Here is a 23,791-nt window from a genome sequence, read left to right as displayed (position 1 = left end):
TTTAGCAACGGCCCGTAGGGCGAGACGCTAGCGTTGAGTCATCTTCCCGAGTGAACCCTGTTTTGTTGTGATGCGATGATTTCTCAGTGTCACGATATCAGTAGTATCCTATGCACCCATAGCTCAGCTGGATAGAGTACTCGGCTACGAACCGAGCGGTCGGAAGTTCGAATCTTCCTGGGTGCACCATATTTCACAATGCTTATCGCGAATGCAGAATTGCATAGTGGTTAAGTGTTGCTGGTAGCACAAGGGAAGATAACGTTGCTTTAGCAACGGCCCGTAGGGCGAGACGCTAGCGTCGAGTCATCTTCCTGGGTGCACCATATTTGGTTTCTTTGACGGGTTATGCTTTTTTGCATGACGGTGAGAGAAACTGATGACACTAAGAGAGTGAGGCGCTTGCGCCGAATAACCTCCCAGATATGTCATCTTAAGACCTCGTCATTGACGGGGTTTTTTTTTATCCGAAATCTGTTCTGTATGCCCTTTTCTTCCTGTTTTTTCCTTATATTCGTTGGCTTTTCAATTAATTCACCTTGAAACTCTCAGAGCGACAACGTAATAGCTTTGCGTTAAAGTAACTTTCCATATATTCACCATCGTTACGGAGTGGCAATCAATGTACGATCGCTTTCAAGGACTGATTTTTGATATGGATGGCACTCTGCTCGACACGGAGCCGACGCACCGTCGGGCTTGGCGGCAGGTTCTTGGTCAATATGGGATGACCTACGATGAAAATGCGATGGTAGCGCTGAATGGGTCTCCTACCTGGCGTATTGCCCAGATAATTATCGAGAACAATCAAGCGGATATGGATCCTCATCATCTTGCAGCATTGAAAACTGCCGCGGTAGAAAGCATGTTGTTGGATAGCGTGAAGCCGCTTCCGCTGATTGACGTTGTGCTGGCCTATAAAGGTAAAAAACCGATGGCGGTGGGTACCGGTAGTGAGCATCGGATGGCGGATGCCTTATTGCGCCATTTAGGGCTGCATGACTGTTTTCAGGCTATTGTTGGCGCCGATGATGTGACTCGGCATAAGCCTGAACCGGATACTTTTTTACGTTGCGCTGAGCTGATTGGCGTTGCGCCGAAAGACTGTGTCGTGTTTGAAGATGCCGATTTTGGTATTCAGGCTGCCCAACGCGCAAATATGGCGTGGGTGGATGTGCGCAAGCTGTAATGAATTCTCTCCTGACATTGGGCGCGATGTTTGCCAGTAGCTTTACGAGTGCGACGCTATTGCCAGGAAATTCAGAAATTGTTTTAACTGCCTTGCTATTAGCTGGGCAGGTTTCTCCGTGGTGGTTAGTGCTGACAGCGATTGTTGGCAATATTCTGGGCGGATTAACAAATGTCATCATTGGTCGTCTGCTGCCGGACGTGAAGTCGCAGCGGGGGTTACAGCTGTCGCTACGCTGGTTACAGCGCTATGGCGCGGTGACCTTGCTGCTCAGTTGGGTGCCTATCATTGGTGATTTACTCTGTGTGTTAGCAGGTTGGCTGCGAATGCCGTGGGTACCTGTAGCGTTTTATCTCAGTATTGGGAAAGCGGTACGTTATGTTGCGTTGGCATGGCTGACGTTGCAAGGTATGTCATGGTGGTCATAAGCGAAGGCGGAAACGCTCAGCGGCAGAACATAAATGCTGGCAGTTATTATTTGATTAGCGGGAGGTCGACTTGATCCCGGACGTATCTAAAGCCCTGACTTGGCTGGAATCACATCCAGATGCCCTTAACGGAATTCGACGCGGTATTGAGCGTGAAACGCTCCGCGTAACCCCAGAGGGCCAATTGGCCGCCTCTGGTCATCCAGAAGCGTTGGGTAAGGCGCTCACTCACCCATGGATTACCACTGACTTTGCCGAGTCTTTGCTGGAGTTTATTACTCCGGTGGATGCCAGCATCGATCACATGCTTTCCTTCCTCACCGATATTCATCGCTATGTTGCGCGAAATCTGGGGTCAGAACGCATGTGGCCAATGAGTATGCCGTGCTTTATCAGCAAGGAAGAAGATATCGTGCTAGCGCAGTACGGTACCTCTAACGTCGGTCAATTTAAGACCCTGTATCGTGAAGGTTTGAAAAACCGTTACGGTGCGCTGATGCAGACGATCTCTGGCGTGCATTACAATTTCTCTCTGCCGATAGAGTTCTGGCGCGAGTGGGCGGGCGTAGAAGATGCTGAAAGCGGCAAAGAGCAGATATCTGCAGGCTATTTCCGCTTAATCCGTAACTATTATCGCTTTGGTTGGGTGATTCCTTATTTATTTGGGGCTTCGCCGGCCATCTGTTCTTCATTTTTGAACGGTCGTGAAACCAATATCCCATTCGAACAGAACGGGCATATGCTGTATTTGCCTTATGCAACCTCGTTGCGTCTGAGTGATTTGGGTTATACCAATAAATCACAAAACGATTTAGGGATTACCTTTAATAATCTGCCGGATTATGTCACGGCACTGAAAAAGGCAATCCACACTCCGTCTGCTGAGTTTGCTAAGCTTGGTGTAAAAGTGGATGGTCACTATCGTCAACTGAATGCGAATGTATTGCAGATCGAAAATGAGCTGTATGCGCCGATTAGACCTAAACGCGTCACCAAAGGCGATGAATCGCCATCTGATGCGTTACTGCGCGGTGGGATCGAATATATTGAAGTGCGCTCATTAGATATCAATCCGTTTACCGCGATAGGGGTGAATGCCGATCAGTCCCGTTTCTTGGATCTTTTCCTGATCTGGTGTGTGCTGGCTGATGCGCCTGAGATGAGCAGCGATGAGCTACTGTGTACTCGTAAAAACTGGAACCGCGTGATCCTTGAAGGACGTAAGCCGGGACAAACGATCGGTATCGGTTGTAATGATCAGCGCCAGCCGCTGGCAAAAGTTGGCAAAGAGCTCTTTGCTGATTTGCAGCGCGTCGCAGAAGTATTAGATAGCATTAATGGGAATAAGCAATATCAGCAAGTTTGCACTAAGCTGGTAGCCGGTTTTGATGACGCATCGTTGACATATTCTGCTCAGGTACTGGAGCAGATGATGGAAAAAGGCGTTGGTGGATTTGGCCGAGAACTGTCGGAGCGTTATCGTCAGGAGCTCAGTTCACAGCCTTTGGAAGTCTTGAGCGAAGCACAGCTTCATCAGCAGGTAGAAGAGTCGATTAAACGTCAGGCTCAGATGGAAGCTCAGGATTCGATGCCGGGTGCGATGGGGTTTGAAGAGTATCTGCATCTTCACGCTGGGCGCTAGAAAAGAAAAAGGCCACAATACCTGTGGCCAAAATAGCATCTCTGTAGCAGGGATGATGATAACAAATGCGCGTCTTTCATATATTCAGACTCGCTGAGTTAGAAAAGGTTTCATAAAACCGAAAAAAAAATCATTTTTTTATGAGGAGGTGACGAAATGCCACTACTGGATAGCTTTACTGTAGACCATACGCGTATGGCGGCACCTGCGGTGCGTGTTGCAAAGAACATGAAAACTCCGCACGGCGATAACATCACGGTTTTCGATTTACGTTTCTGTCATCCGAACCAAGAGATCCTACCTGAGCGTGGTATCCATACTCTGGAGCACCTGTTTGCAGGCTTCATGCGCGATCATCTGAACGGTAACGGCGTTGAGATCATCGACATTTCGCCAATGGGCTGTCGCACTGGTTTTTACATGAGCCTGATTGGTACGCCTGAAGAATCTCGCGTTGCGGATGCTTGGAAAGCGGCAATGGAAGACGTGTTGAAAGTCACCGATCAGCGTAAGATCCCTGAACTGAACGAATACCAGTGCGGTACTTTCTCTATGCACTCGTTGCAAGAGGCACATGATATTGCTCGTCATATCTTAGAGAAAGGCGTTGGGGTTAACCACAACGACGATCTGGCTCTGCCAAAAGAAAAATTGGCTGAATTGCATATCTAGTATTGTTTTCTCTCGGTATTTGATACGAAAAAGGCGCGTTTAGCGCCTTTTTTCCGTTTGATTTTCTCACGAACTATAGCGTTCGCTCTCTTCGTCTGCTTTCTTGCGCTTCACGGAAGAAACTCGCACCTGTTTGATCATATTGTCCTGCACATCGAGGATTTGAATATGATAGGGGCCAATGTTGACGTGGGCGCCCGGCAGCGGAATATCTTCCAGCTCTTCAAGCAGCATGCCGTTCATGGTTCGTGGGCCATCGGCGGGTAGCGTCCAGTTAAAGGCTTTATTAAGTTCGCGAATATTTGCAGTGCCATCAACCAATACGGATCCATCGCTTTGCGGCATGACTTCTTCGGCGAGCGAAGGTGACATGGAGGTCGTGAAATCACCGACGATCTCTTCCAGAATATCTTCTACCGAAACTAATCCTTTGATATCGCCATATTCGTCAACCACGATCCCCATTTTTTCTTTGTTGCGCTGAAACTTGAGGAGCTGGACGCTGAGATGAGTGCTTTCGGGGATGTAATAAATCTCATCGGCCGCGCGTAGCAGATTTTCTTTATTGAACTCTTTTTTCTCGATCATTAATCGATAGGCTTCTCGCACGCGCAGCATACCAATGGAGTCATCCAAAGAACCACGATAAAGAACAATACGCCCGTGTGGTGAGTGGGTGAGCTGGCGCAGGATGGATTTCCAGTCATCGTTGATATCAATGCCGACAATTTCATTACGCGGCACCATGATGTCATCTACGGTCACTTTTTCGAGATCGAGTACCGATATCAACATGTCCTGATTACGACGCGATATCTGGGAGTTTGATTCATTTACGATGGAACGTAGCTCATCTTTGCTAACCGCGTCGCTAGGGTGTGCGGTAGAGCGAATTCCACAGAGTCGTAGCAAAATGCGTGTGATGCCATTGAGCAGCCATACTAGCGGCATCATGATTTTTTGTAGCGGCAGCAGTAGCACACTGCTAGGGAAGGCAACTCTCTCAGGGTAAAGCGCAGCAAATGTTTTTGGCAGTACTTCGGCAAATACCAAAACAATAAAGGTGAGCACACCGGTCGCGATGGCTACGCCTGCATCGCCATATAAGCGGATACCTACCACGGTGGCCAGTGCTGAAGCCAAGATATTGACGAGGTTATTACCAATTAGCACTAGGCTAATCAGGCGGTCAGGATGCTTCAGCAGTTTTTCTACACGACGAGCGGAACGTAATCCCTGCTTAGAGAGATGGCGGAGACGGTAGCGGTTGAGTGTCATCATCCCCGTTTCTGAGGCAGAGAAATAGGCTGAGACGATGACCATAATGACCAGAATAGTAATGAGTGTACCCGTAGAGACGTGCTCCAAGGAGGTGTTCCTTATAACAATTGAACGGTTCGCCCCGCACTGTGCGGAGCGAGCGAAAGGAGAGGGGAGTTAGCTTACCATGACTTCTTGTAGCAGACGGCTGCCAAAATAGGCCATCGTCAGTAAAAATGCGCCAAGCAGGCTGAACCATACGACGCGGCGGCCACGCCAGCCTTCACGGAAGTGTCCCCACAACAATAAAACATAGACAAACCAAGCCAGAATCGAAAGTACGGCTTTGTGCACGTTTTCTTTGCTGAATAGATTGTCCATATACAACATGCCAGTACACAGCGTTAGCGTCAGTAGAACGACACCAACCTGAGTAATATGAAACATTTTACGTTCGATGCTCATTAGCGGAGGCATATCGGCGGTGAACGTCAGTTTTTTATTTTTCAGCAAGTAGTCCAACAACGCTAACTGCAGTGCATAAAGCGCGGCAATAATCAGTGTGGCGTAGGAGAATAGCGCCAAACCAATATGGAGCATCAGCGACGGCGTAGTTTCCAAATGGGTGATGAACTCGCCGGGGACGAAGCTGGCGAGTCCCAAATTTATCAGGGCAAAGCTGTAGACGATCGGCAGTAAAAACCAGCCGCGGTCTCGTGAGGCGACGACTGTCATCACAAAACAGATCATAAGGCTGACGATCGAGCCGATGTTCAATAGGCTGAGATTTTGGCCTGTGCTGACATCAAAAATACGCGCCTGAAGTGCAACGGCGTGGCTGATGAGCGCAATTCCGGCGAACAAAAGCGCCAGACGGCGGTAGGCCCGGTTATTTTGTACCAGACTCGGAATGATCAATCCGAGGCTGAGTAAGTAGGCAATCATGGCCAATATGGCAAATGCAGGCATGGTGAATTTGGCATTAGCTAGGTGAATTATGTGGCCAGTATAGCGTTAGCTGCGTCACGCTCCAACCAATCCGCGCAGCAAGGAGGAGAAAGGTGGCATCTTCGTGTTATACTCGCCGTCATCTACGTCGTCGCCTTGACGGCCAGTCTTAACGTTGAGCAGAAACAATGTTTGAAAATTTAAGCGATCGATTGTCGCGCTCATTGCGCAACATCAGCGGCCGCGGGCGGCTGACCGAAGAAAATATCAAAGACACGCTGCGTGAAGTTCGCATGGCATTACTGGAAGCCGACGTCGCGCTGCCGGTAGTTCGTGACTTCATTAATCGTGTTAAAGAAAGTGCCGTTGGGCACGAAGTGAACAAAAGTCTGACCCCAGGGCAAGAATTCGTCAAAATCGTTAAAAACGAGCTGACGAACGCGATGGGTGAGGTGAACACCGAGCTGAATTTGGCCGCTCAGCCGCCAGCCGTGGTCTTGATGGCCGGCTTGCAAGGTGCGGGTAAAACTACCAGCGTGGGTAAGCTGGGTAAGTTCCTTAAAGAAAAGCATAAGAAAAAAGTGTTAGTGGTTTCCGCTGACGTTTATCGCCCTGCGGCGATCAAACAGCTAGAAACCTTGGCTCAGGGCGTGGGAATTGATTTCTTCCCTTCCGATGTCAAAGAGAAGCCAATCGAGATTGTTAGCCGTGCATTGCAGCACGCTAAGCAGAAATTTTATGATGTCTTGATCGTCGATACTGCGGGTCGATTGCACGTTGACGAAGCGATGATGGACGAGATCAAACAGGTTCATGCCGCGATTAATCCGGTTGAAACGCTGTTTGTCGTTGATGCGATGACCGGTCAAGATGCGGCGAACACAGCCAAGGCTTTTAATGAAGCATTGCCGTTAACCGGTGTGGTGCTGACTAAAGTCGACGGTGATGCGCGCGGCGGTGCGGCTTTGTCTATCCGCCACATCACTGGCAAGCCAATCAAATTCTTGGGTGTCGGTGAAAAAACGGAAGCCTTGGAGCCGTTCTATCCTGATCGCGTTGCTTCTCGTATTTTGGGGATGGGTGATGTTCTATCACTTATCGAAGATATTGAGAGCAAAGTTGACCGTGCACAAGCTGAAAAGCTGGCACAGAAGCTGAAGAAAGGGGATGGCTTCGACCTGACCGATTTTATGGATCAGCTCAAGCAAATGCGTAATATGGGCGGTATGACCTCGATGCTGGCGAAAATGCCAGGTATGGGGCAACTGCCAGAAAATGTTAAATCTCAGATGGATGACAAACTCTTGGTGCGCATGGAAGCAATTATCAGCTCCATGACGTTAAAAGAGCGTGCCAACCCAGAAATTATCAAGGGTTCGCGCAAGCGTCGTATTGCGCAGGGTTCTGGTATGCAAGTGCAGGACGTCAACCGTTTACTTAAACAGTTTGATGAAATGCAGCGTATGATGAAGAAAATGAAGAAAGGCGGCTTGTCGAAAATGATGCGTGGCATGAAAGGTATGATGCCCCCCGGATTCCCTGGTCGTTAATTCCCCCGTTTGCCTGTTTTAGCAACTGCAACCGAGGCGTAAGTACGCTTTCGGTTGCTTTTCGCGCCAAAGTGAGTAAAATTTTCGGGCTTTTATGTTCGTTAAGAACAACAGACACCGGACTCCGTTCCTCGATGGGGTCTGGTGTTCTATTAACTAATGAGGATGTTATGGTAACAATTCGTTTAGCACGTGGCGGCGCTAAAAAGCGTCCGTTTTATCAAGTAGTAGTAACTGACAGCCGTAATGCACGTGACGGCCGTTTCATCGAGCGCGTTGGCTTCTTCAACCCGCTGGCAGCAGGTCAGGCAGAAGCTCTGCGTCTGGATCTGGATCGCGTAAGCCACTGGGTTGGTTTAGGCGCTACTGTTTCTGATCGCGTTGCTGCGCTGATCAAAGAAGCTAAGAAAGCTGCTTAATCCGTTGCGGTGGTCACAATGAGCAAACAACTTACTAATCCCGTAGTGCTCGGGAAACTGGGTTCTTCTTATGGTATTCGCGGTTGGCTCAGAGTGTTTTCATCCACCGAAGACGCCGAAAGCATTTTTGAATATCAGCCGTGGTTCATCCAGCAGGCTGGTCAGTGGCAGCATGTCGAGCTAGAAAGCTGGAAGCGCCACAATCAGGATTTGGTTATCAAAATCAAAGGTGTTGATGACCGAGATGCGGCAAATGCGCTAACGAATCGCGAGATCGTAGTGGAAGAGTCGCAGTTGCCGGAACTGGAAGATGGCGACTATTACTGGAAAGACCTTATGGGTTGCCAGGTAGTCACTACCGCCGGTTATGAACTGGGCAAGATCATCGATATGATGGAAACCGGTTCTAACGACGTTATGGTCGTTAAAGCAAACCTGAAAGATGCATTCGGTATCAAGGAGCGGTTGATTCCGTTCCTCGACGGGCAGGTAATCAAGAAAGTCGATCTCGCTACTCACACTGTTGAAGTAGATTGGGATCCTGGTTTTTGACCTCCAATTATTGGAAGGCGTGTAGCATCCGTTGTTGAAAGGGTATGGCGCTATGTGGATTGAGTTATGTGGATCGGTATAGTTAGCCTGTTTCCTGAGATGTTCCGCGCAATCACTGATTACGGGGTAACTAGCCGGGCTGTTAAAAATGGCCTGCTAAGCGTGCAGTGCTGGAGTCCTCGCGATTTCACGCACGATCGACATCGTACCGTTGACGATCGCCCTTACGGCGGTGGTCCGGGAATGTTGATGATGGTGCAACCTTTACGGGAAGCTATCCACGCTGCAAAAGCAGCGGCAGGCGAAGGGGCGAAAGTGATCTATCTCTCGCCGCAGGGTCGCAAACTTGACCAGCAAGGGGTTTGCGAACTGGCAACAAATGAGAAGTTGATTCTAGTTTGTGGTCGGTATGAAGGTATTGATGAGCGCGTGATTCAAACCGAAATTGATGAAGAATGGTCAATCGGCGATTACGTACTCAGCGGCGGTGAGCTTCCTGCCATGACGCTGATTGATTCTGTCTCACGGTTTATTCCGGGAGTTCTGGGTCATCAAGCTTCAGCAGAGGAAGATTCATTCGCTGACGGGCTTCTGGATTGCCCGCACTTTACCCGCCCTGAAGTGTTAGAAGGTATGGAAGTACCGCCGGTTTTACTGTCGGGAAATCATGCAGAGATTCGTCGCTGGCGCTTGAAGCAGTCGCTGGGCCGTACCTGGCTTAGAAGACCTGAACTTCTAGAAAGCCTAGCTCTGACTGACGAGCAAGCGAAGCTGTTAGCCGAGTTCCGTAAGGAATATCGTCTAGAACAGCAAGACCATGAAGGGAACGTTTAAGCGACTTGTTTAACAAGGCTGAACGACCCGATATATCAGTTTACCTAGGGTAAGAGACATATTATGAGCAACATTATTAAACAGATCGAACAAGAGCAGATGAAGCAAGACGTACCTGCATTCCGTCCAGGTGATTCTCTGGAAGTTAAGGTATGGGTCGTTGAAGGTTCTAAAAAACGTCTGCAGGCATTCGAGGGCGTGGTTATCGCTATCCGTAACCGCGGTCTGCACTCTGCATTCACTGTTCGTAAGATTTCTAACGGCGAAGGTGTTGAGCGTGTATTCCAGACTCATTCACCAGTAATCGACAGCATTACTGTTAAACGTCGTGGTGCCGTTCGTAAAGCTAAACTGTACTACCTGCGTGAGCGTACCGGTAAATCAGCTCGTATCAAAGAGCGTCTGGGCGCTAAAGCGTAAGCAACATCCAAACGTTATTAGTTTTAAAGGGGTTAGCTCAATGCTAACCCCTTTTTTTGTCTTTTTTTTGTAAGGCAACTACAAAAAAACCCGCACTTAGCGGGCTTATCTATAGCTTAAACGAGCTGATTCTACAGGTTATATTGCAGAGTAATCGCCGTTGATGTATCTGTCTTCTTCGGCGCACTGGCTGGCGGTTCTGTGTTGTAAACCATGTTATATGACAGTCTCAAAGAGAAGTCGTCATTGATGCCTACGTTCAGCGCAGTCTCTGAGTTAACCGTGGTGTCATCGTTGGCCATCACGGAGACGCCTTGGGTGAACTGAGTGTTTTTGGTGAGCTGATAGGCATAGTTGCCGGCAGCATAGGCTAATGCTTGTGTCTCACGCCCACCGCCGTGGTATTCATCGTGGCGAACGCCAGGACCAAATTCGACACGTAAGTTTTGTGACGGCGTCGCTAACATTTGGCGACCGTAGCCTAAGGTGCCGGTAGAACGCGAGTCATAGCCTGCATAGCGGTCATTAATCCAGCTTCCCTGACCGAACATGTAGTTATCAGGGCTAAGGTTATAGCGTGAGCGAGCACCCGCTTGGTATTTTTCAGATGAGCGAGTATCACCTGATTTGGTGTTATTCGCGGTGCCCCACAGACTATAGGCCGTTTCAGGGTTAAACCAGGTCATCGTTGTATTCGCTAACAGATTCGAACTCTCAGAGTTACCTGACTGAGAGTTGTAACCCGCCTGAACGTTGCCATCGAAGCTTTTCTTCGCAGTTGAAGGGTCATCCATCGCCGTAAATAGTGAGGTATCGGCGAAGGCTGCTGAGCTAGTTAAAGCTGACAGAATAGACAGGCACAGGGGCATTGCGCGGTATGCGCGAGTAGAAAGCATGATGGTTCCAGTAACGAGATAATGCCAAAGTTGACAAGCGTCACATTATAGCGGGTCGTCTGCAGGCTCAGAACTGGTTCATTTAGCTTATTTTTTATGTTTTCGCCACTAGGTTATGCACTTTATTTATATGCGATTGAGTGAATAAAAAAACCAGCGCTTGGGGACCAAACGCTGGCTGGCAAACAGATTTTCACATGAAAGAGGTGACGAGCGCGTAGCCCACGATGCAGGACGTGATGACGCCAATAAAGCCCGGAATGATGAAGCTATGGTTGATAATAAATTTGCCGATGCGCGTTGTGCCCGAGCGATCAAAACCGATACAGGCCAAATCGCTTGGATACGTTGGTAATACAAAGTAACCATAGGCCGCAGGGAAGAATGCAATCAGCATTTTAGGATCCACACCGAGCTGTAACCCCATCGGGGCAATGGCCGTTAATGCCGCTGCTTGGCTATTCACCAGCTTGGAAACTAAGAACAGTACAATAGCGTAAGTCCAAGGCTGGGATTTAACCACGTCTTCCAGAACGACTTTTAAATCCTGCATATGTGCTTGGAAGAAGGTATCGCTCATCCATGCAACACCGAAGACTGAGAATATCGCCACCATACCGGCTTTGAAAACTGCGCCGCTGGAGATATCCGCCGGCTTAACCTTGCAAGCCATCAATATGATGGCACCTGCGATCAGCATCATCATCTGGATAACCAGATTCATTGATAGAGGTTTCATCACGCCTTTGATTTCATAAGACGGACGCAGATCGGAGAATGCCCCCAGCAGTACAACCACCAGAATTGCGGCGAAGAAAATCCAGGTAGACCAGTAAGCATGCTTGGAGAATTTCTGATTCAGCAAGGTTTCGCTGTTTCCATAGATAAATTCACGCTGCTTAGGATCACTGATTTTTGCCTGAAACTCAGGGTCTTTATCCAGATCTTTACCACGACGGAGGCTCCAAAGGGCGGCAACAATAACGCCACACAGCGAGGCGGGAACAGAGATGGCTAAGATTTCGAGAATGCTATAGGCGTGACCAATTCCATGGGCGGCTCCCAAAATAGAAACTAGAGAGACTACTGCAACAGAAACGGGTGATGCGGTGATTGCCATTTGTGACGCAACGGAGGCAACAGCCATTGGGCGTTCAGGACGAATACCTTTTTTAAGCGCGATATCAGAAATGATGGGGAACATGGTGTAAACCACGTGTCCTGTGCCACATAAGAAGGTCAGTGTCCATGTGGTTAGCGGTGCCAAAATAGTGATGTGCTGTGGATGTTTACGCAACAGGCGTTCGGCAAACTGCATCATGACGTTCAAACCACCGGCGGTTTGTAACACAGAGGCACAGCCGATAACGGCCAGAATGGTAAGAATAACTTCTACAGGTGGTTTCCCCGGCTCTAAGCCGAAAATAAAGGTGAGGCAGAAAAGACCAATCCCACTAATGAGACCAAGCCCCATCCCGCCGTAACGCGTCCCTAGTAACAAACAAAGTATAATTATCGCAAACTGTAGCGTTATCATAAGATCCCTTTTTAATATTAACCCAAAAGTATTAGGGGTTAATATCCATGAGCTTTATGTGCTGTTCTGCGAATGCGATCTCTGTTTATAAAAACATATAAAGTAATTTCAAATAAAATTGATCTAAATAAACATAGTGGTACATATTTAAAAATGCATATTGATTTTTAGCATGTATCCCTATCTTGGAAAGGTTTTGTTTAATCCTTGCTGCCATTTAAGGCGTAATTCGGCAATGTTCACGGCGCTGTCACAGCTGGCAGGAAAAGGCTTTCCTTGGGCCCCCCATTGTTCAATGACAGAGCCTTGGCATAAGCGGTGAGCACCGTGGTTATAGCCGTCGAGATAGGCTGCACGGTCAACTTCTGGATTCCCATACCATTCTGTCAGAGCGTCGTTATCGCGTACTATTTTTCCCGAACTGGCATCATCAAAACCGGCGTTGAACCACACTGACCCTTTATCAATTCTGCCGGGATATTGGGTACAGGATGAAAGGACAAGGCATGATATCAGCAAATATTTATTCATCATTTCACCTTGCATCAAATTAAGAATTAAATAGCCACCTATCTATAGTAAAGAACATTTGCTAAGCAATGCCTAAACGCTCTTTTAAGTTTTTTAGATAGCGTCGGCTGACAGGGATCTTTTTCCCCGTATGAGTGATAACTTCAGCGGAGCCATTATCTAACAGTTGTATCTCACGCAGTTGATCGGCATTAACCATATATTGGCGATGGCAGCGTACAAACGGTGTTTTTTCCTCTAATGTTTTCAGCGTTAGCTGCGTATAACCACTTTGGTTTATACCAACCACGTGGATTCCACTGAGCTCAGAGGAGAGGTACTCAACCTCTTCTAGCTTAAGTAAAAAAATACGGTTCAACCCATGACACGGAATATGCTTTAGCGGAGGTTCGCTGAATGGGTGTAAGTTTTGCTTTACGATCGCACCTTTCTGTAGGCGTTCAAGCGTCTTATTTAACCGACTGCTATCAATGGGCTTCAGTAGGTAGTCGAAGGCATGTTTCTCAAATGCCTGAATAGCATACTCGTCAAAAGCGGTGACAAAAACGATGTAAGGCATGGTGTCAGGATCAAGCATTGAAACTAATTCTAGGCCACTGATCCTTGGCATCTGGATATCAAGAAAGATCACATCAGGCTGCAATTTGTGGATAGCCGGAATGGCTTCCAGCGCGTTCCCGCACTGTGCTATCACATCAATACCCGGCTTGTTCGATAGTAGTTCGTTAAGTTCGTCTCGTGCGGGTTGTTCGTCGTCAACAATGATGACTTTAAGCATGTGTCCTCCATGATGTAATACACATTTTACCATGCTTAAACTCGGGCACTTCAGGGTAATAGTAAAACTGCGTGTCGCCTCAAATTTTGTTTAAAAGTGTAGTGTAAAGTTTACGGTAATTATTTCTTTACACTAATGGGTTGAAAAGTTTACATGGCATGATATGGTGGTTCTCAGACGCACTCACGCTAGCAGTAAAGATTAAAACCATCACGAGCGTCATTACTAAAAAAGGGCAGGTACTATCATGATTATGCAAAAAGACGCACTGAATAATGTGCACATTAGCGGCGAACAAATACTGATTACACCAGAAGAATTGAAAAACCGCTTCCCACTGAGTACGCAGTTGCAAGAGCAAATTGCCGCCTCACGTCAGGACATTGCGAATATTCTAGAAGGTAAAGATCATCGTTTGCTGGTTGTTTGTGGGCCATGCTCTATTCATGATACTGATGCTGCACTTGATTATGCCCGTCGTTTGCAGTCTATCTCAGCTGAGTTGCGTGACCAGCTATATATCGTGATGCGTGTGTACTTTGAAAAACCAAGAACCACCGTGGGTTGGAAGGGGTTGATCAATGATCCGCACATGGATGGCTCATTTGATGTAGAAACCGGTTTTATTAAAGCTCGCGAACTTCTTTTGAGCTTGGTTGAAATGGGGTTGCCGTTAGCGACTGAAGCGTTGGATCCGAACTCTCCACAGTTCTTGGGCGATCTGTTTAGCTGGTCTGCGATTGGTGCACGTACTACTGAATCTCAAACACACCGTGAAATGGCTTCGGGTTTATCAATGCCCGTTGGCTTTAAGAATGGTACCGACGGCAGTTTGGGAACCGCTATTAATGCGATGAAAGCAGCATCAATGGCTCATCGCTTTGTCGGCATCAACCAATCTGGGCAAGTTTGCTTGTTGCAAACTCAAGGTAACCCGCACGGTCACGTTATTCTCCGTGGTGGAAAAACGCCAAACTACTCAGCTGAGCATGTGGCTGAATGTGAAGCCCAAATGCAAAAAGCGGGTTTGCGTCCAGCGCTGATGATCGACTGTAGCCACGCCAACTCGAATAAGGATTTCCGCCGTCAATCTGCGGTTGCTGAGTCCGTTATCGAGCAGATTAGTGCAGGTAATCAGTCTATTATTGGTATTATGCTTGAAAGTAACATTTTTGAAGGCAACCAGAGTTCAGAGCAACCATGCAGCGAAATGAAATACGGTGTTTCAGTCACTGACGCCTGTATCGATTGGGGAACAACCGATCATCTGCTGCGTGATATGCACCAGAAATTGGGAGCCACACTACGCAGCCGTAGCGCAGGAGAATAAGTATCATGGTGGCGGAACTCACCGCATTGCGGGATCAGATCGATGAAGTGGATAAGGGGTTGCTGGATTTATTGGCGCGTCGTCTACAGCTCGTGGCTGAAGTTGGCGAAGTTAAAAGTCGCTATGGATTGCCGATTTATGTTCCCGAACGTGAAGCGTCGATGCTGGCTTCTCGCCGCAAAGAGGCGGAACTGCTAGGAGTACCGCCGGATCTGATCGAGGACGTTTTGCGCCGAGTCATGCGCGAGTCTTACTCCAGTGAGAATGACAAAGGTTTTAAAAGCCTGAAGCCGGACTTGCGTCCGGTCGTCATTGTTGGTGGGCATGGGCAGATGGGGCGCTTATTTGAGAAGCTATTACAGCTCTCTGGCTATGAGGTTCGCATTCTTGAACAGGAAGATTGGCCTCAGGCGGAATCGTTATGCGCAGATGCGGGTATGGTTATCGTTAGTGTGCCAATTCATCTAACGGAACAGGTGATTGAACGTCTCCCGCAGCTCCCTCATGATTGCGTACTCGTAGATTTAGCCTCGGTAAAAAATAAGCCGCTGCAGGCCATGTTAGCTGCACACCGAGGTCCGGTACTGGGCCTGCATCCGATGTTTGGCCCTGATGTCGCTAGCTTAGCTAAACAGGTTGTCGTGTACTGCGATGGTCGTCAGCCTGAGGCTTATCAATGGTTGTTAGAACAGCTGCAGGTTTGGGGGGCTAGACTGCATCGTATTAGCGCCGTTGAGCACGATCAGAATATGGCGTTTATTCAGGCGCTGCGCCACTTCGCAACGTTTGCTTATGGTTTGCACTTGGCAGAAGAGAACGTACAGCTCGAACAGCTGCTTGCGTTGTCATCTCCAATTTATCGATTGGAACTGGTGATGGTTGGCCGTTTATTTGCGCAAGATCCGCAGTTATACGCAGATATCATTATGTCTTCGGAAAACAATCTAGCCCTTATAAAACGCTACTATAAGCGGTTTGGGGAAGCGATAGCCCTATTGGAGAGTCACGATAAAGCCGCGTTTATCGATAGCTTTAAAAAAGTAGAGCACTGGTTTGGCGATTATGCTCAGCACTTCCAAGCCGAAAGTCGTTCGCTATTGCGTCAGGCTAACGATAGCCGTAAATAAGTGATTGATACTTGAAATAAAAAGGCCCGCAGATGCGGGCTTTGTTATTTTGATCCAGACGTAAATTATACCGGAACCACGTTTTCGCTTGGGTAACATCCCAGTATTTTTTGCGAACGCGTAATTGCCTGTAGGTCCTTCAATGCTGCTTTCATGGCTGCATCGTTCATATTGGCCTGTACATCCAGATAAAACATCTCTTCCCAAGGATTACCGTTGATCGGGCGAGACTCCAGCTTAGTAATGACGATACTGTGCTCACGGAATACCAGCAACGCCTCAACCAGCGCACCTGATTGCTGGCCGGTAGCCATAATCAACGTTGTTTTGGCTGGAACCTGAGAGGTGACTTCAATCGCTTTGCGCGCCAGAACGATGAAACGAGTGATGTTTTGTTGTTGATTTGCCAGATTCTGCTCTAACGGCTGAAGCCCATACAATGAGCCGCCTGCTTCGCTACCGAGCGCTGCGGCGTGCGGTGAATTAAGCGCAGCAACTTTCTCCATTGCGGCTGCAGTGCTTTCACAGTACTCAATTTTCCAGTTTGGATACGCATTCAGAAATTGGCTGCACTGTTGGAATGGCTGTGGATGGCTATAAACAGTTTGAATATCGCTAAGATGTGTATCACCAGCCACGAGAATACAGTGATCGATCGGTATCGTTAATTCACCAACAATCGATAGACTAGTATGTTGCAACAGATCATAAACTTCATTTATCGAGCCTGAGCTGGTGTTTTCAATAGGCAATACGGCGAAGTCCGCCTGACCAGTTTCAACATGACTAAAGATATCTTGAAAACGATGGCATCCACATTCAATCAACTGCTCGAAATGACGAGCTGCATACTGGCGGGCTGCGAGGTGAGAGTAGGAGCCTTTTGGACCAAGAAAAGCAATTCGCGCTGACTTTTGTGTGGTGTGATTGTATTGATGCTGCAATAACGCCTGCTGAGTTAACACTGAATCTTCGATAATAAGCTGAAACAGACGAGTGATGTAGTGGCCATCAAGATTGAGCGCTTTGCCTTGTTCTGTCAGCGAATTGAGTAACTCACGCTCACGCTCTTTATCTCTAATGGGGCGATGGCTTTTTTGTTTGGCTCGGGCGACCTCTGCTGCGAGTTCTCGGCGTTCGCTCAATAGCGCGAGTAATTTGCTATCGACGGTGCTGATCTGCTCACGTATTGCCAATAATGGGTTATCTGTAGTCATATCGAGCCTTTCTTATATTGGAGCTGGTTGTATGTTGTATAGGATGAAAATGAAAAAAGCCTCCCAGTTGGGAGGCTTTTCTGTTTTTCTTCGCATGCTTTCTTTATACGGAAAAACGCCTCCCAATCAGGGGAAGGTAAAAAAGAATGCGAAGAGAAACAAAGATTGGGTCATGCTTGGCACCATAATTCGTTAGGAAGTCTCTCGTTAACTTACCTGTGTTACTTTTCTACTGTCAACAAAAAACGCGCCTCCTGGCGCGTTTAGTCGATAAGTCACTGGATGATGGATTTATTCTACGTCTTCTTCCGCTAAATTGGCCTCTTCTAGGTTAGCGTCTTTAACACTGGCACTAGCGCGACGTGCTTCACCTTTGTGTTGTACCTTATTGAGCTGACGTTCGAGCTTAGCAATCAGTTCGTTGATGGCGGCGTACATATCTTCATGTTTCGCGCTGGCAATCAACTGTCCGTTAGGCGTATTAATTGTGGCATCGGCAACATACAGTTTTGGCTCTTTAGACAAAATGATATGTGGATTGATCAGATGCGTTTGCCATTTTTCCAGTTTACTTAGACGGTCCTCGACATGTTGACGAATGGCAGTGGTGATTTCCATTTGTTTACTGGTGATACTAATAGTCATATACATACCTCTCAGTCTTTTCCGTCTTGGTAATTTTAGAATAACGCCGTTTTCAACAAAGTGTGAGACTAAAATCACGAATTTTTGTCACTTTTTGCAAAGATAAGTCGATTTGTGATTTTTGATAAGCCTAAGCGATTTAGGGCTTGAGTCAGGCGAGAAGAACCCGCATAGTGGGGAAATCGGGACAGAGAAAACGGTTAGGCTCCGGCTTTGCTACGGCCTAAAGATGACTTGGTTGGCCTCTCGTTTTTTCAACCGCATCTAACAGATACAAAAAAGGCAGCCACTGGCTGCCTTTTTACTATCCAACAAATTTGGCCTATTACGCTTTTGCTGGGTTCTCAGCAATAATTTTGGCGACTTTGTCGGCCTGAGCGGTCAGGTTCATCTGTTTGTACGCATTTTCCATCAACGGCAGCGCATCACGCGTTGCCTGAGTATCAGGATAGTTACGCAGCATATTTTCTACACGGTTAACAACAGCGACGTAGGCACCGCGTTTAGTGTAGTATTGTGCAACGGACAGCTCATATTTTGCCAAACGATCTTTCAGATAGACGAGGCGTTTGGTGGCATCTGCGCTGTACTGACTATTTGGATAGCGCTGAACCAGCTGACTAAAATCACGGAATGCCTGACGGGCATGCTCCGGATCGCGGTCAGAACGGTCAATACCGAAGAATCCCTGAAGCGCACTGTCATCCAACGCCATATCAGTTAGGCCGCGCATGTACAGGACATAATCAATATTAGGATGTGTTGGATTCAAACGCATGAAGCGGTCGATAGACGCCTGTGCCATCGGCAAATCAGCCGATTTGTAATAGGCGTAGATCAGATCCAACTGAACCTGCTGAGAATAAGGCCCGAACGGATAGCGGTTGTCTAACGCTTCCAGTTGCGTAATTGCGGCTTTAAAGTTACCGTCCTGCAACTTTTGCTGAGCGGTAGCATAAATTTCTGAAGGCGGATTATCAGGTACCGCATCTTTGGAACTGGAGCAACCTGCCAGCGCCAGGCTCAACGTGGCGGCAGCCACCAGATATTTCATACGCGTCATGACGTTTTGATTACCCTTTTTGTGTTGTTCCGGGAGACTCTCCGTTAAGCTCCCGACAAAGACCAGCTACAATAGCACATTATTTTAAACGGCAACGCCGAGAAAACCCAACGTTAACGAAAGAAACCCATATGGCACAACAAGTAGAACTAACCGCAACGGTGACGGAATCACAGCTTGGTCATCGTTTAGATCAGGCTTTGGCCGAATTGTTCCCTGATTATTCACGATCTCGTATAAAAGAGTGGATCCTTGATGATCGTGTCAAGGTTAACGGGAAAATTATCAACAAGCCAAAAGAAAAAGTGCTGGGTGGCGAAGAAATCGCTATTGATGCGCTAATTGAAGAAGAAGCACGCTGGGAACCGCAGAATATTCCATTAGATATCGTTTATGAAGATAGTGATATTTTGGTGATCAATAAGCCGCGTGATTTAGTTGTTCACCCAGGAGCTGGTAATCCTGATGGAACTATCCTTAATGCGTTGCTGTATTACTATCCGGAAATTGTTGACGTGCCGCGTGCGGGTATTGTTCATCGATTGGATAAAGACACCACCGGTTTAATGGTGGTTGCGAAAACCGTTCCAGCCCAGACCCGTCTAGTTGAGGCGCTACAAGCGCGTGAAATTACGCGTGAATATGAAGCGGTGGCGATTGGTACGATGACGGCAGGTGGAACGGTAGAAGAGCCAATTTCTCGTCATCCAACCAAACGTACACATATGGCCGTGCACCCGATGGGTAAACCAGCGGTAACGCATTATCGCATTATGGAACATTTCCGGGCGCACACGCGTTTACGTTTACGTCTAGAAACGGGACGTACTCACCAGATCCGTGTGCATATGGCTCATATCAGCCACCCGCTGGTGGGCGATCCTTTATATGGCGGCCGTCCTCGTCCACCTAAAGGCGCATCTGAAGAGTTCATTACCATTTTGCGTGGTTTTGATCGTCAGGCTCTGCACGCAACAATGTTACGTTTGTATCACCCTATCAGCGGTATTCAAATGGAATGGCACGCGCCATTACCTCAGGATATGGTTGATTTAATCGCTGCTTTACAGGCTGATACTGAAGAGTTCAAAGACGAAATGGATTGGTTATGAGTTCGTTGATCGTTCCCACATGGTCTGCGCCTGAAAATGTCGTCGCGTTTAACACCACCCGTAAGGGGGGTGTTAGCACTTCCCCTTACGATGGCCTAAATCTGGGGACGCATGTTGGCGATGATGCGGCGATTGTGGCTGAAAACCGTCGCTTACTGACTGAAATGTCTGGCGCGTCATCTGAACCTTTTTGGTTAGAACAGGTACACGGCGTTCGTGTTTTACGTCTGAATGCAGACAGCGATCGTACGGACAATCAGGCAGATGCTTCCTATACTGATGTGGCGGGGCAAGTCTGCACTGTGATGACGGCGGATTGTTTGCCGGTTTTATTTTGTAATCAGCAGGGAACAGAAGTTGCCGCAGCACATGCGGGTTGGCGTGGTTTATGCCAAGGTGTCTTAGAGCAAACTCTTGCCTGCTTTCGCTCTGCACCTGAAGATATTGTTGCATGGCTCGGTCCCGCTATCGGCCCCGAAATGTTTGAGGTTGGCGCTGAAGTGCGTGATGCATTCATGTTGCAGGATGTCGACGCTGAACAAGCCTTTGTGGCTAGGGGAGACAAATATCTAGCCGATATTTATCAATTAGCGCGTTTGCGTTTGCGCCGAGCGGGCGTACTCGACATTTCTGGCGGTGATTTATGTACCGTGAGCGATAAGTCCCGCTTTTTCTCATATCGCCGAGAGCCAGTCACTGGGCGAATGGCTGCACTAATTTGGTTTCGATAGCGTTATTCTTTAACGCTTTTTTTCTTCATTCACACTCTCTTTCCAAAAACTGTACCTAATGTTTGCCACTTGACTCATAACAAAAAGTAGTCATTTTCGTGCTAATTGACCTTGAAAAGTGTTGAGTAGACCTTATTTATTCTTCAGTAGAAACTTTGACACGTCTTGGAGGAATTATGCGTCTGGATCGCTTAACAAGTAAGTTCCAGCTTGCCCTCGCTGACGCCCAGTCACTCGCACTCGGGCGCGACAACCAATTTATAGAACCGGTACATCTGATGAGCGCATTGCTCAATCAGGAAGGGGGCACGGTTCGACCTTTATTAACATCTGCTGGTGTGAATACCGCAAGCCTGCGTCAGGAGCTTGAACAAGCTATCTCTCGCTTGCCGCAGGTAGAGGGCGCTGGTGGGGATGTTCAGCCATCAAATGAATTAATTCGCGTGCTGAACCTTTGCGACAAGCTGGCGCAAAAACGTAATGACACCTTTATTTCTTCTGAGCTGTTTGTATTGGCAGCATTGGAAGACCGAGGAAACCTCGGCGATATATTAAAAGCAGCGGGTGCCACAACACAAAAAGTCAGTACCGCCATTGAACAAATGCGTGGAGGCGAGAAAGTGGATGATGCAAATGCCGAAGACCAACGTCAGGCATTGAAAAAATATACTGTTGATTTAACTGAGCGAGCCGAGCAGGGCAAACTTGACCCAGTGATTGGCCGTGATGAAGAAATCCGTCGAACCATTCAGGTATTACAGCGTCGTACCAAAAACAACCCTGTTCTGATTGGTGAGCCTGGTGTGGGTAAAACCGCAATTGTTGAAGGTTTGGCACAGCGTATTGTTAACGGTGAAGTTCCTGAAGGTCTAAAGAACAAGCGTGTTCTGTCTCTGGATATGGGCTCGTTAATTGCCGGTGCCAAATTCCGTGGTGAGTTTGAAGAACGCTTGAAAGCCGTATTGAATGATTTGTCTAAACAGGAAGGCAGCGTCATTCTGTTTATCGACGAATTACACACCATGGTGGGTGCAGGTAAAGGCGATGGCGCAATGGATGCGGGTAATATGCTCAAACCGGCGTTGGCCCGCGGCGAATTACACTGCGTCGGTGCTACCACGCTGGACGAGTATCGCCAGTATATTGAGAAAGATGCTGCGCTTGAGCGTCGCTTCCAAAAAGTGTTTGTTGCTGAACCAACGGTAGAAGATACCATCGCGATTCTGCGTGGTTTGAAAGAACGCTATGAATTGCACCACCATGTACAAATTACTGATCCTGCTATTGTTGCGGCGGCAAACTTATCGCACCGTTATATTGCCGATCGTCAACTGCCGGATAAAGCCATTGACTTGATTGACGAAGCAGCATCAAGCATTCGTATGCAGATGGATTCTAAGCCTGAATCTCTGGATCGCTTAGAACGACGCATTATTCAGCTCAAACTGGAACAGCAGGCGCTGAATAAAGAATCTGATGACGCGAGTAAAAAACGCCTCGAGATGCTCAATGAAGAGTTAGAGCATAAAGAGCGGGAATACTCAGAGCTGGAAGAAGAGTGGAAAGCAGAAAAGGCGTCTCTGAGCGGTACTCAAAACATCAAAGCTGAAATCGAGCAGGCGAAAATCTCACTTGAGCAGGCTCGCCGAGTGGGTGATTTGGCTAAGATGTCTGAAATTCAGTACGGTAAGTTGCCTGGCTTAGAAAAACAGCTAGAAGCTGCGACTCAGTCTGAAGGCAAGACAATGAAGCTGCTGCGCAACAAAGTGACTGATGTAGAAATCGCCGAAGTGCTAGCACGCTGGACAGGGATCCCTGTGTCACGCATGTTGGAAAGTGAACGTGCAAAATTATTGCGCATGGAAGATGATCTCCATGAACGCGTAATTGGTCAGAACGAAGCTGTCGAAGCGGTTTCGAATGCGATCCGTCGTAGCCGTGCTGGTTTGTCAGACCCAAATCGCCCAATAGGTTCTTTCTTGTTCTTGGGGCCTACGGGGGTGGGTAAAACTGAACTGTGCAAAGCGCTGGCAAACTTCCTGTTTGATAGCGATGACGCAATGGTTCGTATTGACATGTCCGAATTCATGGAAAAACACTCGGTGTCACGCTTAGTGGGTGCACCTCCGGGATATGTTGGCTATGAAGAAGGTGGATATCTGACGGAGGCCGTACGCCGTCGTCCTTATTCTGTCATCTTGTTAGATGAAGTAGAAAAAGCGCATCCAGATGTTTTCAACATCTTGCTGCAGGTATTAGACGATGGACGACTGACCGATGGGCAGGGGAGAACTGTCGATTTCCGCAACACAGTGGTTATCATGACGTCTAACCTTGGCTCTGATTTGATTCAGGATCGTTTCGGTCAGCTTGATTACGGCGAAATGAAAGAGTTGGTCATGAGTGTGGTCTCACACCATTTCCGCCCTGAATTCATTAACCGTATAGATGAAACCGTTGTGTTCCATCCGCTGGATCAGAAAAATATCAAGGCAATTGCACGTATCCAGTTGGAACGTCTGTATCAACGTTTGGAAGAGAAAGGCTACAGCGTAACGATCACCGATGCTGCATTAGAACAGCTTTCAAAAGCAGGTTTCGATCCGGTTTATGGTGCGCGTCCGCTCAAACGTGCGATCCAGCAAGAAATCGAGAATCCGCTGGCTCAGCAGATTTTGTCTGGCAAATTAATACCGGGCAAAGCGATTACGCTAGATGTGGATGGCGATCAGATTATTGCCAAGCAGTAATAGGTCGTTAAGGCGTTGTTAGGACGCATTGAAAAGGCAGCCAAACAGGCTGCCTTTTTGTCATTGGTGAATATAAAAGCAAAACATGCGTAAAAATCATGCTTGATATCATTTTTTGTGTGAATTTTGCGCGGTTGAAAAGTTTTTTTAAATTAGGGGT

At 47.7% G+C, this 23,791-nt stretch carries 23 protein-coding genes, 1 tRNA gene and 1 other annotated feature; of the genes, 15 read left to right on the top strand and 9 right to left on the bottom strand.

The window, feature by feature from the left end; genetic code table 11:
- The first annotated feature begins 112 nt into the window (after window positions 1–112).
- From HMPREF3091_RS05075 to luxS, 5 genes are all read left to right on the top strand, one after another.
- Window positions 113–189 (top strand) — tRNA-Arg (locus tag HMPREF3091_RS05075).
- Between the two features lie 433 nt (window positions 190–622).
- Window positions 623–1,189 (top strand): fructose-1-phosphate/6-phosphogluconate phosphatase, encoded by a 567-nt coding sequence (gene yqaB, locus HMPREF3091_RS05070; RefSeq protein WP_008815156.1) that lies wholly within the window; start codon window positions 623–625, stop codon window positions 1,187–1,189.
- Window positions 1,189–1,617, top strand: coding sequence for a YqaA family protein (locus HMPREF3091_RS05065; RefSeq protein WP_070714568.1), 429 nt, complete (start codon window positions 1,189–1,191; stop codon window positions 1,615–1,617). The genes yqaB and HMPREF3091_RS05065 overlap by 1 nt, the downstream gene beginning before the upstream one ends.
- A gap of 70 nt (window positions 1,618–1,687) precedes the next feature.
- On the top strand, window positions 1,688–3,259 hold the full coding sequence (gshA, locus tag HMPREF3091_RS05060; protein ID WP_070714566.1) for a glutamate--cysteine ligase: 1,572 nt from the start codon (window positions 1,688–1,690) through the stop codon (window positions 3,257–3,259).
- Between the two features lie 156 nt (window positions 3,260–3,415).
- Window positions 3,416–3,931, top strand: coding sequence for an S-ribosylhomocysteine lyase (gene luxS / locus HMPREF3091_RS05055; protein ID WP_004090633.1), 516 nt, complete (start codon window positions 3,416–3,418; stop codon window positions 3,929–3,931).
- 66 nt (window positions 3,932–3,997) lie between these two features.
- Here the strand turns inward: luxS and HMPREF3091_RS05050 are convergent, their stop codons facing one another.
- The gene (locus HMPREF3091_RS05050; protein WP_008815159.1) at window positions 3,998–5,299 is read right to left on the bottom strand and encodes an HlyC/CorC family transporter; all 1,302 of its coding nucleotides are present in this window, start codon (window positions 5,297–5,299) and stop codon (window positions 3,998–4,000) included.
- A gap of 69 nt (window positions 5,300–5,368) precedes the next feature.
- Window positions 5,369–6,160, bottom strand: a complete 792-nt coding sequence (locus HMPREF3091_RS05045; protein WP_004090624.1) for a cytochrome C assembly family protein — start codon at window positions 6,158–6,160, stop codon at window positions 5,369–5,371.
- Window positions 6,161–6,327: 167 nt separating this feature from the next.
- On the opposite strand from HMPREF3091_RS05045, the gene ffh reads away from it, so the two are divergent.
- The 5 genes from ffh (at window position 6,328) to rplS (ending at window position 9,914) form a co-directional block, all read left to right on the top strand.
- On the top strand, window positions 6,328–7,689 hold the full coding sequence (ffh, locus tag HMPREF3091_RS05040; RefSeq protein WP_008815160.1) for a signal recognition particle protein: 1,362 nt from the start codon (window positions 6,328–6,330) through the stop codon (window positions 7,687–7,689).
- 170 nt (window positions 7,690–7,859) lie between these two features.
- A complete protein-coding gene (gene rpsP / locus HMPREF3091_RS05035; protein ID WP_008815161.1) occupies window positions 7,860–8,108 on the top strand; it encodes a 30S ribosomal protein S16 in 249 nt (82 codons plus the stop codon).
- 18 nt (window positions 8,109–8,126) lie between these two features.
- Complete coding sequence (gene rimM / locus HMPREF3091_RS05030; RefSeq protein ID WP_004090617.1) at window positions 8,127–8,660, top strand: ribosome maturation factor RimM; 534 nt, start codon at window positions 8,127–8,129, stop codon at window positions 8,658–8,660.
- A gap of 66 nt (window positions 8,661–8,726) precedes the next feature.
- A complete protein-coding gene (trmD, locus tag HMPREF3091_RS05025) occupies window positions 8,727–9,494 on the top strand; it encodes a tRNA (guanosine(37)-N1)-methyltransferase TrmD (RefSeq protein WP_004090614.1) in 768 nt (255 codons plus the stop codon).
- A 63-nt stretch (window positions 9,495–9,557) separates the two neighbouring features.
- Window positions 9,558–9,914 carry a 50S ribosomal protein L19 gene (gene rplS, locus HMPREF3091_RS05020; RefSeq protein WP_004090612.1) on the top strand — a complete coding sequence of 119 codons (357 nt, stop codon included), beginning with the start codon at window positions 9,558–9,560 and terminating at the stop codon, window positions 9,912–9,914.
- Between the two features lie 131 nt (window positions 9,915–10,045).
- On the opposite strand, the gene HMPREF3091_RS05015 is transcribed toward rplS, so the two are convergent.
- The 4 genes from HMPREF3091_RS05015 to btsR all read right to left on the bottom strand — a co-directional run bounded on the left by HMPREF3091_RS05015 (window position 10,046) and on the right by btsR (window position 13,656).
- Entirely contained in the window at window positions 10,046–10,810 is a 765-nt protein-coding gene (locus tag HMPREF3091_RS05015; protein WP_035502511.1) for a DUF481 domain-containing protein, read from the bottom strand.
- A 193-nt stretch (window positions 10,811–11,003) separates the two neighbouring features.
- Window positions 11,004–12,347 carry an anaerobic C4-dicarboxylate transporter gene (locus HMPREF3091_RS05010; RefSeq protein ID WP_070714563.1) on the bottom strand — a complete coding sequence of 448 codons (1,344 nt, stop codon included), beginning with the start codon at window positions 12,345–12,347 and terminating at the stop codon, window positions 11,004–11,006.
- A 180-nt stretch (window positions 12,348–12,527) separates the two neighbouring features.
- A complete protein-coding gene (locus HMPREF3091_RS05005) occupies window positions 12,528–12,881 on the bottom strand; it encodes a DUF2799 domain-containing protein (protein WP_070714571.1) in 354 nt (117 codons plus the stop codon).
- A gap of 58 nt (window positions 12,882–12,939) precedes the next feature.
- Window positions 12,940–13,656 (bottom strand): two-component system response regulator BtsR, encoded by a 717-nt coding sequence (gene btsR / locus HMPREF3091_RS05000; RefSeq protein ID WP_004090604.1) that lies wholly within the window; start codon window positions 13,654–13,656, stop codon window positions 12,940–12,942.
- A gap of 253 nt (window positions 13,657–13,909) precedes the next feature.
- On the opposite strand from btsR, the gene HMPREF3091_RS04995 reads away from it, so the two are divergent.
- Both HMPREF3091_RS04995 and tyrA read left to right on the top strand, forming a co-directional pair.
- Window positions 13,910–14,986 (top strand): 3-deoxy-7-phosphoheptulonate synthase, encoded by a 1,077-nt coding sequence (locus HMPREF3091_RS04995; RefSeq protein WP_070714569.1) that lies wholly within the window; start codon window positions 13,910–13,912, stop codon window positions 14,984–14,986.
- Window positions 14,987–14,991: 5 nt separating this feature from the next.
- The gene (tyrA, locus tag HMPREF3091_RS04990) at window positions 14,992–16,113 is read left to right on the top strand and encodes a bifunctional chorismate mutase/prephenate dehydrogenase (RefSeq protein WP_070714561.1); all 1,122 of its coding nucleotides are present in this window, start codon (window positions 14,992–14,994) and stop codon (window positions 16,111–16,113) included.
- A 65-nt stretch (window positions 16,114–16,178) separates the two neighbouring features.
- Here the strand turns inward: tyrA and pheA are convergent, their stop codons facing one another.
- From pheA to bamD, 3 genes are all read right to left on the bottom strand, one after another.
- Window positions 16,179–17,330, bottom strand: coding sequence for a bifunctional chorismate mutase/prephenate dehydratase (gene pheA / locus HMPREF3091_RS04985; protein ID WP_070714556.1), 1,152 nt, complete (start codon window positions 17,328–17,330; stop codon window positions 16,179–16,181).
- 49 nt (window positions 17,331–17,379) lie between these two features.
- Window positions 17,380–17,505: a sequence feature (Phe leader region), on the bottom strand.
- A gap of 116 nt (window positions 17,506–17,621) precedes the next feature.
- Complete coding sequence (gene raiA / locus HMPREF3091_RS04980) at window positions 17,622–17,975, bottom strand: ribosome-associated translation inhibitor RaiA (RefSeq protein WP_008815170.1); 354 nt, start codon at window positions 17,973–17,975, stop codon at window positions 17,622–17,624.
- A gap of 325 nt (window positions 17,976–18,300) precedes the next feature.
- Window positions 18,301–19,038 carry an outer membrane protein assembly factor BamD gene (gene bamD / locus HMPREF3091_RS04975; protein WP_008815171.1) on the bottom strand — a complete coding sequence of 246 codons (738 nt, stop codon included), beginning with the start codon at window positions 19,036–19,038 and terminating at the stop codon, window positions 18,301–18,303.
- Between the two features lie 131 nt (window positions 19,039–19,169).
- On the opposite strand from bamD, the gene rluD reads away from it, so the two are divergent.
- From rluD to clpB, 3 genes are all read left to right on the top strand, one after another.
- Window positions 19,170–20,150 carry a 23S rRNA pseudouridine(1911/1915/1917) synthase RluD gene (gene rluD, locus HMPREF3091_RS04970; protein WP_070714554.1) on the top strand — a complete coding sequence of 327 codons (981 nt, stop codon included), beginning with the start codon at window positions 19,170–19,172 and terminating at the stop codon, window positions 20,148–20,150.
- On the top strand, window positions 20,147–20,881 hold the full coding sequence (gene yfiH / locus HMPREF3091_RS04965; protein ID WP_070714551.1) for a purine nucleoside phosphorylase YfiH: 735 nt from the start codon (window positions 20,147–20,149) through the stop codon (window positions 20,879–20,881). The genes rluD and yfiH overlap by 4 nt, the downstream gene beginning before the upstream one ends.
- A 176-nt stretch (window positions 20,882–21,057) precedes the next feature.
- Window positions 21,058–23,631, top strand: a complete 2,574-nt coding sequence (gene clpB, locus HMPREF3091_RS04960; RefSeq protein ID WP_004090559.1) for an ATP-dependent chaperone ClpB — start codon at window positions 21,058–21,060, stop codon at window positions 23,629–23,631.
- The last annotated feature ends 160 nt before the right edge of the window (window positions 23,632–23,791 follow it).

This window comes from Hafnia sp. HMSC23F03, assembly GCF_001816025.1.
GTDB lineage: Bacteria > Pseudomonadota > Gammaproteobacteria > Enterobacterales > Enterobacteriaceae > Hafnia > Hafnia paralvei.
The sequence above is the reverse complement of the archived record's forward strand: the minus strand, read 5'-3'. Positions and strand labels throughout refer to the sequence as shown.